Source organism: Nostoc sp. ChiSLP03a, from assembly GCF_034531215.2.
GTDB lineage: Bacteria > Cyanobacteriota > Cyanobacteriia > Cyanobacteriales > Nostocaceae > Nostoc.
Genome location: NZ_JAVRBQ020000148.1, coordinates 104,881 through 122,066 on the forward strand (window position 1 = coordinate 104,881; position 17,186 = coordinate 122,066).

A 17,186-nucleotide genomic window follows, 5' to 3' on the forward strand; every position below is an offset into this window, starting at 1 on the left:
TATACAGCGTATTTCAGGTAAATGAAGTACACGGGTAGGGGCATATGTTATGCCCCGCCAATTAGTTCTAAATGGGCTGATCGCTGTTAGGTAAATTTTGCTGGTTGCTTGGCTGTTTACCAGATTGCAATTGCGTATATATATAGGTTACTACGGCTAAAGTTAGCCCAATAGCCAACACCACGCCTACGATTCGCAAGAAATTGGGAGTAATTCTCGTAGTTAGCTGCTCACTTAGCCTTGGTTGGTAAATAGTATCATCCGTTCGTGTTTGTGTTCTGCTTTGATTAGACACAGGTCGTGGCTGATACAACGTCACATCTGGTTGCACTGGCGGTCTACTTTGATTAGACGCAGGTCGCGGCTGAAACAACGTCTTATCTGATGGAACTGGTGGTCTATTTTGATTAGATCCTGGTCGTGGTTGAAATAATGTCTTATCTGGTGATACTTGTTGACCGCTTTGATTAGATCCTGGTCGTGGTTGAAACAACGTTTTATCTGCTGGTACTTGTTGACCGCTTTGATTCGATCCTGGTCGTGGTTGAAATAACGTCACATCAGGTTTGCTGGCGTTCGGATTATTCACAGGACTCTGTTGATTTTGCTCAACTGAGTTAAATGGTTTGGGAACGGTTTCGTGATTTGAGCCTTGGTTGTGTCCCGCCTGAATGGGAGGAACGCTTTGCTCAGATTGGTTTTGCTTAATCGGGTTAAATGGTCTGGGAACCGTTTCGTGATTTGAACCTTGATTGAAACCAGATGGGGGGCGAATAACAGTATCGTCGTTCGATTGTCTGGGAACCGTTTCGTGATTTGAGCCTTGATTGTAAGCAGATGGAGGACGAATAACAGTATCGTCGTTTGATTGTCTGGGAACCGTTTCGTGATTTGAACCTTGATTGAAACCAGATGGAGGACGAATAACAGTATCGTCGTTTGATTGTCTGGGAACGGTTTCGTGATTTGAGCCAAGATTTGAAGAAGCTTGCGATCGCCCAGTAATTTCTCCGGGTACGCTAGATTCGGTGGCAAATTTGGCAGCAGCTTGCAAAGCTTGATTTAGTTCTTCTACCGTTGCAAATCGGTTGGCTGGGTTTTTTTGGAGGCATTTCATCACCACGGCTTCTAATTGTTCGGGTAAATGCTCACACCCTGGTTGCTCGCACAGTGGTTTTGGTGGCTCGTAAGCATGAGCTAACACCCAAGAAGCCTCACTCACTTGACTACCCTTAATACTGATTCCAAAGGGATCGGCTGCACTCAGCATTTCATAAAGGATAATCCCTAAGCTGTAAATATCACCTCTAGCATCCAGGTTGCGATCGCTTTGAATTTGTTCAGGAGGTGCGTAACGAAATGTCCCGATAAATGTACTAGTTATATTTGTAATATTGGAATTTTCTGAAGATTCACTACGAATTTTGGCAACACCAAAATCCAAAACCTTCACCCACTCTCCCAAATCTGTGGGCATCAAAAATATATTATCTGGTTTCAGGTCGCGATGAACTACCTGAATATGTTCAGTGGTTTTGCCACCATCCCGTTGGAGAGTCACTCCTTGATGGGCAAGCTGTAAACCCTTACAAACTTGCGCCATAATCTTCACCGTCCGCTCAACAGACAGCCGCTTTTCGCGCAACAGTAATTGCCTGAGCGTTTGCCCCCGCAAATATTCCATTACATAAAATGGAAAACCTTCCGGGGTTACACCACAATCACTAATCTTAACAATGTGGTCGCTTTGCAAAGCAGCACAAACTGCCACCTCCCGCTCAAAACGCTTTCTCATTTCTTGTGATGCCACTAGCGTATCTTTGAGCAACTTCAACGCTACCTGCTGACCTACACGGGTGTCCGTTGCCAGGAAAACTTCTCCCATGCCACCCCCGCCTAACCGTCTGTCTAAACGGTATCGCTGGTTATCACCGACGAAGCGACCATTCCAAGAATTTGAAGAAGGTGGGGATTTCATCTGGGGCAACCCATCCTAGTTACTTTAAGTGTTAACTTTATTCAGAGATAATACTAGTATTACAAATATGATTGCTTCATAACTTAGATGAATATTAGTAATATATACTACTAGTACTTATCTAATTATACTCAGCTTAACATATTAGTAACTTAAAGTAATATGATAATTTTGATAAAATGTTTAAACTTTAAACCTAATAGCAGTTGAAATTTGTTCCTGATATTAAGTTAGCGCGAGTTGCCGAGAATCGTCGCTTCAGTAGTACTGAGTGACTAAAAGAGTCAAACGGTAGAGCGCAAACTACGAATCTAGCAAGTCAAACTTTACGAGACAAGTAATTGAATTTAAGACTCTGATTAAATTACACTGCTAATTTTGACTGGCTAATCAGGAGGCTAAGATGGAAAGCAACACCACAACATGGTGGATATATGCATTATTGTCAGCTGCCTTTGCAGCATTGACCACTATCTTTGCCAAAATTGGGATAGAAAATGTGAATGCTAATTTAGCAACAGCAATCCGAACTGTGGTCATTTTGGTAGTTGCTTGGGGGATCGTATTTTTTCAGGGAAACGTAGTTAATATCTTAGCTATACCCCAAAAAACCATGATTTTCTTATTATTATCTGGATTATCTACAGGGTTATCATGGATTTTTTACTTCCAAGCCTTACAAGCAGGAAAAGCTTCCCTTGTTGCACCAATTGATAAATCAAGCTTGGTATTAGTTTTATTATTTTCAGTCATTTTTTTGGGAGAAACATTAAGCTGGAAGATCGTTTTAGGAACTGGGTTAGTAGTCATCGGCACTTTAGTTTTAATCATTTAAAATCTTAATTAAGCTCGACTCGCTCTCAAATTAAGAATTAGGTTTTCTTTATCCGGTAAAATCCTAGCTTTTTGACAAATACTTTTTTCACTTCATCGAGAATCTGTGATGTGAAAAAAGTAAAACCACTGTCCGATAAAGGTTTAAGTTGAAGCGTTCGTGCTGATAGTCTTGGCAACAACAGGACTTAAAGTTTTGCAAAATAGATTATTCTATTAATGTACTCTGGCGTACATGATTAATATGTGCTATTGCCATGAGGAATCAGGATGAGTAATGTGCTATCTATAGCCGCAGTGACAGCAGTACTAAAAGTCTTGCTGGAAAATGGTTTAGTCAGCGATCCGATCGCTGCTAGTGTTGGTGATGTGATTGTAACTGCCCTACCACCGGATCGAATTTCAGTTGAAGCTGACGAGCGTGCCCAAATCAACCTTTTTCTCTATCAAGTGACGCAGAATCGCAATGTCGATTGGGTATCTCAAGAATTTCGCAGCAGGCACTCACGGATTAATGGAAACCCACGCTCTCCAATTCCACCACTAGCTCTCGATCTCCACTACTTACTCACAGCCTACGGAGCTAAAGATTTTCAGGCAGAGCTTTTACTCGGCTATGCAATGCATTTATTACACAAAACACCAGCGATCGCATCTGATATTATTGAAAATACTTTGATAAATGCGTCTACAACCAATACCTCAAGTGCTTTTTCCCAAGCCGTAGCAAGTGTGTCTGTATCCGATTTAGCAGAACAAATTGGGCAGATCAAACTGACTCCAGAGTTTTTTAACATGGAAGAAACTTCTAAGTTATGGTCTGCTTTACAAACACACTATCGACCTTCAGCTACCTATTTAGCATCAATGGTATTGATTGAAAGTAGTAAATCTGACAAAGAAGAAGATTTCTACATGATGCCCTTGTCTCAACCGAATATAGAGCAAGTTATAGCTTCAACAAAAACCGAACAAATGATTGTTGCAGGTACAAAATTAGTAATTCGTGGTAAACGGTTACGCGGTGAAATCACACGAGTTCGTTTTAGTAATACGGAAACATTACTAGTACCTCAAGAAGTCAAAGAAACGCAAATCAGCTTATTAGTCCCCCCAGATTTATACGCAAGTATACAGGGTGTGCAAGTTGTACATCTAACAATGGGCAATGCAGAGCAAACGAATCATCTAGTTGAATCAAACGTGGCGGCTTTTGTCTTACATCCAACAATTACAGCATTCGTCACTCAAGTAGAAAATAGCGGTGAGAATTTACGCGCAGCAGAAATTACCGTTAAATTCCAGCCCAAAGTAGGTAAAGAACAGCGAGTAGTTTTGCTACTCAATCAGGTATCAGGTGAGAATCCGGTAGCTTACTCTTTCTTGGCTGCACCACCTACCCAAGACACTGATGCGATCGCGATTCCGGTCAAAAATGTTAAACCCGGAACTTATATTGTCCGCGTGCAAGTAGATGGCGCCGAAAGTCCACTTCACAAAAATCAGTTAGGGGAATATGATTCGCCACAGGTGACAATTTTATGAATGCTACAACAATTAATCACAATTGGGATGAGGCAAACTACCGCTACTTATCAGCAGCTCTAGCTGTAGTGCGTGGTATTTTGGAAAATCACACGGCAAAAGAGCAAAATCAACCTGAAGAGAACCACCAAGAGCATTTAGAGCAAGCATTACAGGAAGCTGCTGCTGCGATGCCTGCACCATCGGCATTGGAGAGAGTCTGCAAAATGTTTCGCCTCTCATCCTTTGAACGTAATTTGTTGCTGTTGTGTGCAGGTATGGAATTAAATGGAGATTTTGCCAAATTGTGTGCTATAGTTCACGACGATTCACAACGAGCTTACCCAACTTTGGGTTTAGCTTTGGCAGCTTTACCTAACGTCCATTGGGATGCGATCGCTCCAAATGCTCCCTTACGTTATTGGCGGTTAATTCAAATTGGTGATGGTCATTCCCTAACTCTTAGTCCCTTGAGAATTGACGAGCGGATTCTACATTATCTCACGGGTATTCAATATCTTGACGAACGGCTAGCTGGTATCATTGAGCCATTACCAGAGGTTAGCGATTTAGTACCCTCGCATCAAGATTTAGCAGAGCGAATCGCAGCAGTTTGGTCGCAAGCTTACAAGGTTAATAGCTTGCCAATTGTCCAGTTATCTGGTAGTGAAACTGCCAGTAAACATGCCATTGCCGCCACAGTTTGTCAGCTTCAGGGTTTAAGCTTGTGGATAATGCCCGCACAAGTCATTCCTTTAGCACCAGGCGAGTTGGATAATCTCATTCGTCTGTGGACTCGTGAGACGATTTTAAGTAAAAGTGCCTTACTGATAGACTGCAACGAACTGGATACTAATGATACAGCGCGGCTGAATGCGATCGCTCGTTTCATCGAACGCACAAAGGGCTTTTTAATAGTTACGAGTCGAGAACGCATCGGCTTATCACAACGCCTAGTAGTTAATTTTGACGTACATCAACCAACTAGCAAAGAACAAAGTGCAGTTTGGCAAGATGCATTAGGGGCGAGTGCATCGCAAATGAATGGGCAAGTCAAAACCCTAGTGGATCAGTTTAACCTTAGTGCTGCAACCATTCGCGCTGCTTGTGCAGAAGCCGCAGGACAATTAGCACAAACACCAGAAAGCGATATTACTAGCATTTTATGGGATGCCTGCCGCGTGCAAGCACGTCCACGCTTAGATGAACTCGCCCAACGGATTGAGCCATCTGGCGATTGGGATGATTTAGTATTGCCAGAGGCGCAGAAACAAGTTCTCCGGGAAATTGCGGCTCATGTGCGCCAACGTAGTACTGTATATAACAATTGGGGTTTTGGCGGCAAGAGTGCTAGGGGATTGGGAATCAGCGCTCTATTTGCAGGTAGTAGCGGCACTGGTAAAACCTTGGGGGCAGAAGTACTGGCCCAGAAATTACGCCTCGACCTCTATCGGATTGACCTATCATCAGTAGTCAGCAAATATATTGGCGAGACAGAGAAGAATTTGCGCCGGGTATTTGATGCCGCAGAACAAGGTGGAGTGATTTTGTTATTTGATGAAGCCGACGCTTTATTTGGTAAACGGAGTGAAGTCAAAGATGCGCGCGATCGCTATGCCAATATTGAAGTTAGCTATCTATTGCAACGGATGGAAAGCTACCCAGGTTTAGCAGTCTTAACTACCAACCTGAAGAGTGCAATTGATACAGCCTTTCTGCGGCGGATTCGCTTTGTGGTGCAATTCCCCTTCCCCGATACAACACAACGAGCCGAAATTTGGCGGCGTGTCTTTCCAGCCGAAACCCCAACCGCAGATTTAGATGCTCTGCAACTAGCGCGGCTCAATGTTGCTGGGGGTAATATCCGTAACATCGCCTTAAATGCCGCTTTCCTCGCTGCCGATGCTGGGGAACCAGTGCAGATGAAACACGTATTGCGGGCGGCTCAAACAGAATATAGTAAGTTAGAGAAACCCCTGACTGATGCGGAAGTTGGTGGATGGATGTGATTTTACAATCTTGAAATGGATGTTACTGATTTTCAAAATTTAGGATTGAATGCATCCCTGTTAGCCGATCCTCAAGTAACAACAGTCTCACCAGTCGTGGTCGTCATTGATCACGGTTCCATCCTCCAAGACAAGACCGTAGACAGTAGTGCCAGTCCAGTCAACATTAGCCGCGTGCTTGACACCAGTCATATTGGTGTTACCCAGTTGAGTTTGGGTGATAGAAGCAGATCGCAATTCAGCACCACTCATATTAGTATCCCTGAACTTAACAGCATCCAAGCAAGCCTTAGTCAAATTGGCTCCACTCAAATTAGCACGAATCAATTTGCACTGGCCCAAGTCGGCACTAGTCAGATTGGCGTTACTCAAATTGGCATCAGTAAGATCAGCACCAGCCAAGATAGTATCAGTCAAGTTGGCTCCACTCAAATTGATTCCACTCAAGTCAATATTAATAAAAACATCTTCCATTGGTTCGGAGCCGCTGATATTAATACCCCTGAGATTGAGACCGCTAAAATCTCTTTCCCCAGCAGCATATCTTCTTCTCAATTCTTCTCCATCCATAATTTACTTTTGAATTTTGAATTTTGAATTGGTATTACTCTGGTAATTCACCAAATCTTTCCCGATAGCGAGCAAGCGTAGACTCCATTTGAGCAAGTTGTTGCTCGGCTTGTTCGCGTTGCTGTTCGGCTTGTTGACGCTGTTGTTGTTCTTGATGTGCTACTTCTTCTGGCGTGGGTGTCAGTTGTCCATCGGGAGTGAAAAAGCGCAACTTCGATTGATAAACTCCCAAATATAACTGCAATTGCTGACTCCATAACCAACCAGCTTCATTTGCTTGCAGTTCTTGATAACGACCATCTAGTAAATGAAATCCTTTAAATTCTAAACTTACCGGGTCAAACCAAAAATAATCAGGAGTCCGCCAAATATCTTGATAGATTTCCTTTTTCAACCCTCTATCAGTAGCAGCTGTTTTGTCAGAAAGAATCTCTACAATCGCATTTGGGTATTTGCCATCTTCTTCCCAAACTACCCAGCTTTTGCGTATTTTGCGCTGGGTATTTAAAACTACAAAGAAGTCGGGGCCTCTAAATTGCTCAGACTTACGCTGACGCGGACTGTAATAAATCGTCATGTTACCGCAAGCGTAGAAATCTTGACGCTCCTGCCACAACCATTCCAAACACTGAATCAACAGCAGTATTTGCCGCAAGTGAAGTTCTGTTTCCAAAGGTGGTTCATCACTGTATAAATCACCAGGAGGAAATATAACATCTTCTGGTGTGTCTTCTAAAATTATTCCTAAATCTTGAGCAGAAGACATAATAATTTCTCGTTTGACAAGATAAATCTAACTTAACCCAATTCATTCACCTGCAAAAGCGATCGCTTCTCTACGAGAGGCTATTGCCAAAAGCGATCGCCCAGCTTTTCATCCCAGCTTTCTAGAATTATAAATCTCGCTCACACAAAACACCTGCTGGCACAGAATAATTTCTACTTAAGTCGATGGCCATCGCCACTAAATAAATTGTATAATTTGATTCAAAAATATGCTTGAGGATGTGAGATGAGCGAGCGAATTGGACGCAACAAATTAGCCGCATCAACTTTTACGAATCCATCACTTGCCTCCCCAGGTATTCCCACACTGGCGAATCCAATACGCGGCTTTAGTACACAAATCAATACTGTCCTGCCTCAAACAGTAACTGAGGTAGCACCAGACCTTCAAGAGGTGCAGTCTGCTGATGAGCAATCCTTGGAACCAGAAGCGATTAAAGAAAAGCCCCTTAGTCACGACATTAGTCGCATACCCTTGCGTTGTCCCCAAGCTAAACTTACGGTTGGGCAGCCAGAAGATCCTGACAAACAGCAAGCAGAGTGGGTTTCTGACCGGATAATGCGTATGGTAACACCTTGGGCGGCGAATCAAGTCATGCGTCAGGTTTTGCCAAGGCAACTTCACGTTTCTAGTGTGCAACCTATGCAAGAATCCTTGCAGCTAAAAAGTGCCGCCGATGATGAGTCAAAAATAATACAACGAGAAGATGCACCAGCCAAACAGGAAGATCCTTGGGATTTGATGGCTCAAGAATTAGGTAAAAATAGCTACGATGAATGTACAGCTGATCTGAAAGAAACGACATTTTTGGGACAATCTGTTAAGCAGGTACATCCAGAACTAATAGATATGTTGCAGAAAGCTGAACCAAACATCAAAAAAGCTTTGGGAGATGATTATAAGATTGGTGTCAGTAGTACCTTAAGAAGAAAACAAAGTTTGCATGGTTGGGGGCTAGCAATTGATTTTGATGTGTTGCACAATCCCTATATACTCAACGAAGCTGGCGAACAAAAACTCGATCAAGAGTTAATCATAGCCTACGATGAGATTGCTAATTTTATGCTTGGTACTTCTTCATCTATCAATTCGATCAAACAAGGTAGAAGTGCATTTGGCAACTCAGTAGGTAATGCTTACGATCAGCTGAAATTAGAAAGTGATGCACAAAAACAGTATTTTGCCTTTATGAGTGATGAGACTAAACTTAAAGAATTTTTATTGAAGAATTGGCAGAGATTACACCCAGACAATACAATGACACCAAATGAAGATACATTAAACGCAGAAGTAAAAGAGATACAAAATAAAATAAAGAATAACTATCTGATTCTTGGTGGTAAAGATGAAAACAATAAACCGTCACCAGTTAACGGCGGAGGAGACCGACCTTTTGCACCCAAGTCTAGCGGGGGTAAAGGCGACCCTAAAACAGGTTTTTTGAATATGCCAAAAGAGTTTGTTATTGCCATGACAGATGCGGGTTTTGCTTGGGGTGGTATAGACTTAGCAGGAGCATCAGGAGATATTCAGCATTTTGACACTCGCAAGGGTACATACGGCAGTAAAGTTTTACCAATAATTCGGAAGTATAAATCTAAGAAAAAATAGACTGCTTTGAATTTACGCTCTAACTTGACAACTAATCAGCCGGACATGATATGACACGCGTTTTGGCATTGGTTATGTTTGCACACTCTCTTTTTATCGTAAGTATATAACTAGCCGGACTTGATATTACTATGACAGAGCTTTGAGCAGCGAGTTGGAAATTTTTTCGACTTGCTTCGGAGCTTTTATTTCAGTAAATAGCTGAATCGCTTGATTAAAATTTATTTGACTTTCATTAAGCTTTACCATTTTTTGATAAGTTAAACCCAATTGAAAATAAGCTTCAGCCAGATCGCATTTAGCACCTATTTTATCCAAAAGTTCAATTGCTTCTGTATGATTAGCAATAGCTAATGCAAAATCTGTTTGTTGCCGATGGATTTCTGCTAAACCATTGTGAGTTTTTGCTTTGACTTGCATATAATGACTTTCTTCAGCAAAAGTCAAAGCTTGATGGAATATCTGATTTGCCTGAGAAAATTTGCCTAAATTGACGTAGGTTTGACCTAAAATTTGCATAAAATAGACAAATCTACCAGTTTGTTCTATCAGTTTTTCGTTCGTAATATTTTGATATGCTACATCTGCTAATTGATATGATAAATCGCACAAACCTAAATAAGAATACACCAAAGCTAAACAGACTGAAGCTTTCTCTGCCCAGCGATGATGCTCGGTATTTTGAGCTAAATAAATTACTTGTTGAAATAACTTTGCGGCTGCCTCTAGTTCCCACAAATCTATTTTGTAAAGACCAATACTTAATAAAGAATCTACCTCTAGCATCCTCAGATAGTAAACTGTATGTTTATTTTCTGGCTGAGGTACAAGTGATTTGAGTGCTTGGGTTGCGAGTGTAATAGTCTTTTCTTGACAAGCGATCGCTTGACTAATTTTACCTGTTATCCAGTATAGATCGCCTAATATATTATAAAGTTCGCTGAGATTTTGGTCATCTTCTAGATTGTTAACAACTCGCTCAATTGCCGCAAGTATCGGTTGAATTAAACCCATCCGATACAATGTGCTACCAAGAGGTAAAAACTGCTGCCATTGATTATTTCGGCTTTTTAAAATGACCTTACCTGCTAACTCAAATTCATGAATTTCTATGTAGTGATAATATGCTTCTAGAGCTTGCAAAGCATCTTTAAAGGTTTCAATTTGTTTAACACTAATTGTCCAAAATTCTGCGGCTTTGTGGTTGGCAATTTGCCATTCATCGGTGAGGCGTAAACGTGCGATCGCTTCTTTTTGAATCACCGGATGTAACCAATATTCGCCTTTATCGCACTCCACCAAAGACCGATTTCTCAAGGAGGCGATGATTTGGCGATGTTGCTCGGCTGGAACATCCCACAGTAAACAAAACAATCCTGGTGATGAAATGGTGGGTATATCTTGGTAACGATAACATCCCAAACGGCAAAGTAGGCGATATGCTTGAGGGTCAAGAGTTTGCAAACGATTGATTTGACTAACGGCTAAATTTTTTAAGTCGGTTGCGGCTAACGGATCGGCATGATTTTCTTGCCAATAAAGAACCATATCACCGTCAAAATCTTCCTGAATCGAACCGCAGAGAATTCCCATTGCTTTAGCATTACCGCCATAAGTGCGATGCATGATTTGCAAGGTTGGCGAGTTGATAGTTAACCCACGGTTGCTAAAAAACTGTTGCCATGCGCTTTCATCTAAACCAGGAAGCCGATAGTGATTCACATTCAACCCAGGTTCACAAAGGCGATCGCGGCTAGTAATCAAGGTAACAGATTGCACCCTGGCATCAGTTAAAACGCGCAATAGTTCTACATAGTTGCGGTGAGAAGCAATCAACCCACCATGTCGATCTAATGCAGGTTCGAGATTATCAATTAACACCCCAATCCGCCGATTGTGGAGTTGGCGCTTGAGTCGCGCCAAAGTTACCCCAAATTCTACCCCAGGTTCTTCGTCAAAATCTTGTTTGAGCCATTCCTCTACAACTCGTTCGGCGGGTGTGATGTTTTGCGTTTCCTTCGCCATCAGCAGTTCCAAAACCAAATCAAACCCCTGATGAAGATATTGCTGCGCTAGAGTAGTTTTGCCTAAACCTCCCTCACCTTGGATCACAATCACTTTCGAGCCTTGATTTACCAAAGTATTCAGGTGAGCGATCGCTTCTGTTCGTCCAATAAAATTGCTATCCTCTAATTTTGGGGTAGGTTGGGGCGTTCTGGAGTAATCAATCAGACTTGATGATATCGCAGTAGTTTTTCTCAGAACTCGCTCTAAAGTAGCGCGACAATTACTTTTGGTAATCTTTTCTCGCAATACTTTAGAAAGCAGCTTCCATAACTGAGAACCAGCATCCTTAGCGTGTCCTTCCGTACAACCGTAAGCATGAGCGATATCCAAGTATTTTCTACCCAACCAAACTTGCACAAGAATCACTTTTTGCAAATCGCTCAACCGTTCCCCAGTCTGAGGAGGAATTATGGCGTCTAACCATGCTAATGCTGCTTCAGCGTCCATTGGGTAACGACAAAGATAGTTCAGATTTTAAGGACAACTATAAATTACTTTACAGTTCTGTTGCTGGAGTTTTCGGATAAGATTCTGTAAACCCGACTTTTTTCCCGACTTTTGCAAACTTTATTCAAAATTCAGCAGCAAGTTATTGAAAAGATTGCTGTTATTCCAACGGTAAGTATTAAAATCTCGTTCATCAACGGTCAAAATTCGCCCATGTCCCAGATGTTCTGCTAGAACAACTAGAGAAGCATCTGCCATATCCATTGGCAAATCGTTATATTTTTCCATGAGTTCAACTATGCGTACAACATGGTGACTTCGTAAATCAAACACCTCAAATGCTTCCTGTGCAACCTCTCTCAAAAAACTACATTGAGCATTATTACCACCTCCTCTAGCAAGAAGAAGGTAACAAGTTTCGGTAATAACAGGGTAAGTAGTGACTAGTGGTTCATTGAGAGCATTTAAAACTTGTAGTGCTAATTGATGGTATCGATCGTTTTGGTTCCCAAGTGCCACGAAAAAGCCAGTATCAGCGACGATCATACTTTTCTTGCATTAGCGATCTTACAATGGTTTCGGAATTAGCAGCTAAGTCAGTTTCTCCTTTGAAACAGCCGATAAATTTACTTTGCTTAAGTTTAGCTAAGGGATCTGTTTTTTGTTGCTGAAGTTGTTGATAGCGCAGTTCAATCAAAGATTTAATTGCCTCTACTGTATCTTGGTCAGCCTCCTGTTGGATGTAGGCAAGCTTTTGAGCATATTCTTCATCTAGCTGAATATCAATATTCTTCATTGCCACTAACTTGAAACGTTTACCTAAAGTATATCGTCCGCGTCGAATCGTCTAGAATAAAACTCATTAGGTAACATCAGCACCATCATTACTTATGGTGAAATCAGACCCTCGTCAATTGCCTAGCAGTGCTGAACTTCCTTGTTCAGACGATACCCCTGTGGATAACGAAGATCAGAACTTTATTCCTAACCTGCTTCTCTTTTTGCTGCAATATATTTGGGCAAACCGTAATGACTGGTTTTTCAGTGTGGATATGGGCGTTTACCATACTACAGGGGTTAGTCCACTTGTGCCGATTGTGCCAGACGGATTTTTGAGCTTAGGTGTAGAACGCCGCAAAGCAGATAAATCTCGTAAAAGCTATGTTGTCTGGGAAGAAAATAACATAGTGCCTATCCTGGCTTTGGAAATTGTCTCCTTAACTCCGGGTGGAGAATACGACAAAAAATTAGACACTTATGCCAAGTTAGGGGTACTGTACTACATTATTTATAATCCAGATTATTGGCAACGCGATCGCCAACAACCTTTTGAAGTTTATCGCTTAGTAGATGGTGGCTATCAACTGCAAATTGGTGAACCCTTTTGGATGCCAGAAATTGGTTTGGGAATTGGTAGAGGGCAATACATATCTGGTAATATCCAGCGTCAGGTTTTGTATTGGTATGACCGACAAGGAAATCGCTATCAAACTCCAGAAGAAGCTGAACAGCAAACTCGCCAGCAGCTTGAATTAGTGCAAAAACAACTTGAGCGTTATCGTCAGCAATTTGGAGATTTGCCAGAATAAGGCAAGTATTAGCTTTAAGACAGTGCCTTCTCAGCTTCTAGCAAAAATAAAATTGTACTTGCCGTCATGTGAAGCTGGTAAGCAGCAAAGTATTGTGGAACAGTAAGCGGCTGAGAACCTTGACCATGACCTGCATTTTTATTTCTCATAGTAGGAACTCCACTTTCCAGACTTGATTTGAGTGAGGTAACTTGGGTTTGTAAGTAAGTAGGAATCAGATTATTCTGGAAGCAAAGATTAATCAGATTTTTCGCCGTATCTCCAGGTTGATAAGTCCAGCCTTGAATATCACAAATAGTTTTCATAGTACTCTCGAAAGCTTTAAGGCATTCGTTAAGACATTCTTTATAGCGCCCGTGTCTATAATGTTCGTGTGCTTTCAAAAATTCCTCGTTTGCTCCCTGAAATCTGCTATCACTTAGCAAGTGTAAAACTGGCTTGACTGTTTGAGAGTGAATTATCTGAGAATCAACTCTGATAATTTCACCTGACTCATACTGATAGCCTACCCCGTGTTCTCTAAATCTATAGTTCAATTCCTCAATGGCATCATCAGGTATAATTTGTGGCTCAGTTAATTCAGTGGTGTCCTCTTCTCTGTAAAATATATCAATAACTTTAAAACTTAGTTCTACAACATCAAGAACCTGATTTATATCTTCATTTTGTAAAATAAAATTTCTGACATCCTCAATGTAATCTATTAGATGTAAATTAATTTTAGGTATCAGTGAAAATTTTCCATATTCACGGCATAGGGTATCGTGAATAAACTTATACATATTTAAAGTTTCTTGATTTTCCTGCTCCCCCAGAGCATCACTCATAATGTGAACAATCTGTACACGAAGTGGAGTAGGGATATCTTCATACTGATAAACATCAGGAACTTCTCCCATAAGTATTTTGTGGCGTTTTGAGTATATATCGTAGACTTTCATACTTGAGAAACCCATACACAATACATATATACTACGATAATGCTAACTATCTTGTCTGTAGCAATTTTCTACTGATATACATACCTGTAAACATCATTTACATAGAAAGTTGAATCATAGAATAGCGCATTAAATAAACTTTTTCGGCAAAAATAGATACATCTGAAAACCAACTTTTTCCCCGACTTTTGCAACCCGATCGCATAAAATTGCCGACTTCAGCCGACTGACAAAAGGAAGTGCGATCGCTTAGGCTATTGGGCATAGAGATAAAACCTTAAGTATAAAAATATGCTTAATACCCTTAGCCCAATCACAGAAGACTTAGCAGGTCAAAGCTATCCCACTCCTCATTACTTACAAACACAGCAGCGCATTCGTTCCCTCATAGACAAATATCTTGCAGTCGAAAAACTAGACGATCGCCTACAAGATTTACCGCTACAGTTTGTCAATCCTCAACCGCGTCCTTGGAAACACATCGACTGGCAAACAATTAATCGCAATCAAATTATCGGCTTAGACGCAAATATATTTTTATCTATATTAATAGGTGCGATGGATACAGAAGCTCCCATTCGCGGCTATACCCAAACCAGTCGCCAGTATTTAGAAAAATTGCATCCTCAAATGGCTCGGTTTGTTGGTGGAACTGTCCGTAAAAATGGCGAACTACTGGAACTTGGTTTGTGGGAAAAGGAAGAACGTCAGCACACACCTGCATTAATCAAAATCTACACCCAATTAACAGGCGAGAAAATTACCCCAAAACTTCGGACTGTTAGAGGCTATCTCCCCACAGATGACGCCAAAGAAGACTTATATCGCCACGGCTTACACCGCATTGCCACAGAATACGGTGCAACCTGTCTTTATATTTGGTTGATGGCTCACACCACTGGCGCACTCCAGGATGTTCTAGAGGAACTAGCGCAGGATGAAATCAACCACATGACCAAATTCTGGGGGTTTGGAGTCTGGGCTTTCCCTGATACTGGGTTGATACGAATTGGACGCACCCTGATTAAAACGCGATCGCCAAACTATCAGCGTAACAACCTCATGCGTACTCTTCGCCGCATGATGGGTATCCTCAACTGGGATGCTTGGTCATTAACCAACAAAACAACTCTCCTATTTACCTTCACTTACACAATGCATCGCTTGTGGAGTTGGAACAACACCCTCACACCAGACTATCTGCAAAATTTATTTGAATTAGACATTAGTAAAAACAAATGACAAAGGACAAATGACAAATGACAAATGACAAATCAAAACTACCCATAGATTTAAATCCTCAAAAAATCCCCCAACATATCGCCGTCATCATGGATGGTAACGGCCGATGGGCAACCAGTCGAGGATTACCGCGCATTGCTGGACATCGCCAAGGAGCAAAAACGCTCAAAGAACTATTGCGTTGCTGCAAAGATTGGGGAATCAAAGCGTTGACAGCCTACGCTTTCTCCACAGAAAATTGGCAGCGTCCTGTTGAAGAAGTGGATTTTCTAATGCATTTGTTTGAACGATTACTACACCGCGAGTTGGCTCAAATGCATCAAGAAGGAGTACGTATCTCGTTTATTGGAGATTTATCGGCTTTACCCAAGTCTCTACAGACAGAAATGGAACGTTCAATGACAGAGACATTGAACAATCAAGCAATCCACTTTACTGTTGCAGTTAACTATGGTAGCCGCAACGAAATTACCAGAGTTTGCCGTCAAGTAGCTCAACTCGTGGAACAGGGCAAACTTAGCGCCCAAGAAGTGAATGAAAGTCTTGTAGAACAACATCTCTACACGGCAGATACTCCAGAACCCGATTTACTGATTCGTACTAGCGGTGAAATGCGATTGAGTAATTTTCTCTTATGGCAAATGGCGTATACAGAGATGTATTTCACCAATATTCTTTGGCCAGATTTTAATCGAGAAGCATTTCATCAGGCTTTGTTGAGCTATCAAAATCGCGATCGCCGTTTTGGTCAAGTTAAAGCTTCATTATCAGCTTAATGTACCAAGCACCAGATATCACCTGAAGAAGGCAGGAGGCAGAGGGCGATATTCCTTCTGCCTTCTGCCTTGCTTGATAAAGTAAAAGCACTCACATTACCACGATGGTATATGAGCGCTCACAAATAAAACATTATCGAGGATAATCTATCTGCTATGACAGACCGAAGTAACTATAAGAATAGCAGGCTCTGGGTAAATAAACTGCAAGGGTAGTTACAAATGTTTTGTTAAAAATATTACTTACCGTAAATGTGATGCTTGATTTAGGCAAAATCCAATCGATTGCGGAATCCTATTCTCCCCAATAACTCTTCGCTGGCTTGGTTTGGCAGCGTCGGTTCAATAAGTTTGATGGTGAAGAAGTGAGATTGGTGGGATTGAATACTTGAAATATCTCAATAAAACAAATTGTGTGCTATAATCTCCTGTTTTTCTCCCATCTTAGCCTGCACCTAAATTGAGTAGCGATCGCAGTCTCTTAATTTTTTTGAGTAAATTATTTCTTGTTAGGTATTAAGCCGAGGATTTTGGCTTAATACCTATATTCGTTATCACAAAATCAGACTTATGGAAATTATTATTTTGTCAATATAGCAATCCCATTTTATCTCTGAACAGAGAAAAACTGAAACGCTTATGAATCAAGCATTTTACGCAATCCATTGTTTAAAAACCATTCATTATTTGCTATAATAACTATAAAAACTATCAATATAATTTTTTGTTAATTCTTTCCAAAAATAGTATTTACTAGAATTTAATACCTGCGATATAAGCTGACGTTTTGATAAGTTAATTCAGAAAAAAT

Annotated in this window: 15 protein-coding genes; 7 read left to right on the forward strand and 8 right to left on the reverse strand. The window is 41.1% G+C overall.

Annotated features, from left to right (window positions below; all coding sequences use genetic code 11):
• Nucleotides 1-67 precede the first annotated feature (67 nt).
• Nucleotides 68-1,978, reverse strand: coding sequence for a serine/threonine protein kinase (locus RMY32_RS24580; RefSeq protein ID WP_322714109.1), 1,911 nt, complete (start codon nt 1,976-1,978; stop codon nt 68-70).
• A gap of 403 nt (nt 1,979-2,381) precedes the next feature.
• Between RMY32_RS24580 and RMY32_RS24585 the strand changes: the two genes are divergently transcribed.
• The 3 genes from RMY32_RS24585 to RMY32_RS24595 all read left to right on the forward strand — a co-directional run bounded on the left by RMY32_RS24585 (nt 2,382) and on the right by RMY32_RS24595 (nt 6,345).
• A complete protein-coding gene (locus tag RMY32_RS24585) occupies nt 2,382-2,813 on the forward strand; it encodes an EamA family transporter (protein WP_322714110.1) in 432 nt (143 codons plus the stop codon).
• A 269-nt stretch (nt 2,814-3,082) separates the two neighbouring features.
• Entirely contained in the window at nt 3,083-4,357 is a 1,275-nt protein-coding gene (locus tag RMY32_RS24590; RefSeq protein WP_322714111.1) for a DUF4255 domain-containing protein, read from the forward strand.
• On the forward strand, nt 4,354-6,345 hold the full coding sequence (locus RMY32_RS24595; protein ID WP_322714112.1) for an ATP-binding protein: 1,992 nt from the start codon (nt 4,354-4,356) through the stop codon (nt 6,343-6,345). The genes RMY32_RS24590 and RMY32_RS24595 overlap by 4 nt, the downstream gene beginning before the upstream one ends.
• Nucleotides 6,346-6,432: 87 nt before the next feature.
• Here RMY32_RS24595 and RMY32_RS24600 read toward each other — a convergent pair whose 3' ends face one another.
• Together RMY32_RS24600 and RMY32_RS24605 are read right to left on the reverse strand one after the other, a co-directional pair.
• Nucleotides 6,433-6,915, reverse strand: a complete 483-nt coding sequence (locus tag RMY32_RS24600) for a pentapeptide repeat-containing protein (protein ID WP_322714113.1) — start codon at nt 6,913-6,915, stop codon at nt 6,433-6,435.
• Nucleotides 6,916-6,949: 34 nt separating this feature from the next.
• The gene (locus tag RMY32_RS24605; protein ID WP_322714114.1) at nt 6,950-7,681 is read right to left on the reverse strand and encodes a Uma2 family endonuclease; all 732 of its coding nucleotides are present in this window, start codon (nt 7,679-7,681) and stop codon (nt 6,950-6,952) included.
• A gap of 246 nt (nt 7,682-7,927) precedes the next feature.
• On the opposite strand from RMY32_RS24605, the gene RMY32_RS24610 reads away from it, so the two are divergent.
• Nucleotides 7,928-9,313 carry a M15 family metallopeptidase gene (locus tag RMY32_RS24610; RefSeq protein ID WP_322714115.1) on the forward strand — a complete coding sequence of 462 codons (1,386 nt, stop codon included), beginning with the start codon at nt 7,928-7,930 and terminating at the stop codon, nt 9,311-9,313.
• A gap of 129 nt (nt 9,314-9,442) precedes the next feature.
• Here the strand turns inward: RMY32_RS24610 and RMY32_RS24615 are convergent, their stop codons facing one another.
• The 3 genes from RMY32_RS24615 to RMY32_RS24625 all read right to left on the reverse strand — a co-directional run bounded on the left by RMY32_RS24615 (nt 9,443) and on the right by RMY32_RS24625 (nt 12,623).
• Entirely contained in the window at nt 9,443-11,827 is a 2,385-nt protein-coding gene (locus tag RMY32_RS24615; protein ID WP_322714116.1) for a tetratricopeptide repeat protein, read from the reverse strand.
• A 120-nt stretch (nt 11,828-11,947) separates the two neighbouring features.
• Complete coding sequence (locus RMY32_RS24620) at nt 11,948-12,373, reverse strand: type II toxin-antitoxin system VapC family toxin (RefSeq protein ID WP_322714117.1); 426 nt, start codon at nt 12,371-12,373, stop codon at nt 11,948-11,950.
• Nucleotides 12,360-12,623 carry a CopG family transcriptional regulator gene (locus tag RMY32_RS24625; protein ID WP_322661935.1) on the reverse strand — a complete coding sequence of 88 codons (264 nt, stop codon included), beginning with the start codon at nt 12,621-12,623 and terminating at the stop codon, nt 12,360-12,362. The genes RMY32_RS24620 and RMY32_RS24625 overlap by 14 nt, the downstream gene beginning before the upstream one ends.
• A 94-nt stretch (nt 12,624-12,717) precedes the next feature.
• On the opposite strand from RMY32_RS24625, the gene RMY32_RS24630 reads away from it, so the two are divergent.
• Nucleotides 12,718-13,416, forward strand: a complete 699-nt coding sequence (locus RMY32_RS24630; RefSeq protein ID WP_322714118.1) for a Uma2 family endonuclease — start codon at nt 12,718-12,720, stop codon at nt 13,414-13,416.
• Between the two features lie 14 nt (nt 13,417-13,430).
• On the opposite strand, the gene RMY32_RS24635 is transcribed toward RMY32_RS24630, so the two are convergent.
• Together RMY32_RS24635 and RMY32_RS24640 are read right to left on the reverse strand one after the other, a co-directional pair.
• Entirely contained in the window at nt 13,431-14,357 is a 927-nt protein-coding gene (locus RMY32_RS24635) for an STM4504/CBY_0614 family protein (protein ID WP_409883915.1), read from the reverse strand.
• A 97-nt stretch (nt 14,358-14,454) separates the two neighbouring features.
• The gene (locus RMY32_RS24640; protein ID WP_322714120.1) at nt 14,455-14,622 is read right to left on the reverse strand and encodes a hypothetical protein; all 168 of its coding nucleotides are present in this window, start codon (nt 14,620-14,622) and stop codon (nt 14,455-14,457) included.
• A 26-nt stretch (nt 14,623-14,648) separates the two neighbouring features.
• Here RMY32_RS24640 and RMY32_RS24645 point away from each other — a divergent pair, with 26 nt between their 5' ends.
• On the forward strand, nt 14,649-15,599 hold the full coding sequence (locus RMY32_RS24645) for a ferritin-like domain-containing protein (protein ID WP_322714121.1): 951 nt from the start codon (nt 14,649-14,651) through the stop codon (nt 15,597-15,599).
• Nucleotides 15,600-15,616: 17 nt separating this feature from the next.
• Nucleotides 15,617-16,375, forward strand: a complete 759-nt coding sequence (locus RMY32_RS24650; RefSeq protein WP_322714122.1) for an isoprenyl transferase — start codon at nt 15,617-15,619, stop codon at nt 16,373-16,375.
• Nucleotides 16,376-17,186: the final 811 nt, after the last annotated feature.

Excerpts from the sequence above, each read along its gene's own strand:
- RMY32_RS24580 (WP_322714109.1), bottom strand. The coding sequence starts at position 1,978 with ATGAAATCCCCACCTTCTTCAAATTCTTGGAATGGTCGCTTCGTCGGT.
- RMY32_RS24585 (WP_322714110.1), top strand. The coding sequence starts at position 2,382 with ATGGAAAGCAACACCACAACATGGTGGATATATGCATTATTGTCAGCT.
- RMY32_RS24590 (WP_322714111.1), top strand. The coding sequence starts at position 3,083 with ATGAGTAATGTGCTATCTATAGCCGCAGTGACAGCAGTACTAAAAGTC.
- RMY32_RS24595 (WP_322714112.1), top strand. The coding sequence starts at position 4,354 with ATGAATGCTACAACAATTAATCACAATTGGGATGAGGCAAACTACCGC.
- RMY32_RS24600 (WP_322714113.1), bottom strand. The coding sequence starts at position 6,915 with ATGGATGGAGAAGAATTGAGAAGAAGATATGCTGCTGGGGAAAGAGAT.
- RMY32_RS24605 (WP_322714114.1), bottom strand. The coding sequence starts at position 7,681 with ATGTCTTCTGCTCAAGATTTAGGAATAATTTTAGAAGACACACCAGAA.
- RMY32_RS24610 (WP_322714115.1), top strand. The coding sequence starts at position 7,928 with ATGAGCGAGCGAATTGGACGCAACAAATTAGCCGCATCAACTTTTACG.
- RMY32_RS24615 (WP_322714116.1), bottom strand. The coding sequence starts at position 11,827 with ATGGACGCTGAAGCAGCATTAGCATGGTTAGACGCCATAATTCCTCCT.
- RMY32_RS24620 (WP_322714117.1), bottom strand. The coding sequence starts at position 12,373 with ATGATCGTCGCTGATACTGGCTTTTTCGTGGCACTTGGGAACCAAAAC.
- RMY32_RS24625 (WP_322661935.1), bottom strand. The coding sequence starts at position 12,623 with ATGAAGAATATTGATATTCAGCTAGATGAAGAATATGCTCAAAAGCTT.
- RMY32_RS24630 (WP_322714118.1), top strand. The coding sequence starts at position 12,718 with ATGGTGAAATCAGACCCTCGTCAATTGCCTAGCAGTGCTGAACTTCCT.
- RMY32_RS24635 (WP_409883915.1), bottom strand. The coding sequence starts at position 14,357 with ATGAAAGTCTACGATATATACTCAAAACGCCACAAAATACTTATGGGA.
- RMY32_RS24640 (WP_322714120.1), bottom strand. The coding sequence starts at position 14,622 with ATGCCCAATAGCCTAAGCGATCGCACTTCCTTTTGTCAGTCGGCTGAA.
- RMY32_RS24645 (WP_322714121.1), top strand. The coding sequence starts at position 14,649 with ATGCTTAATACCCTTAGCCCAATCACAGAAGACTTAGCAGGTCAAAGC.
- RMY32_RS24650 (WP_322714122.1), top strand. The coding sequence starts at position 15,617 with ATGACAAATGACAAATCAAAACTACCCATAGATTTAAATCCTCAAAAA.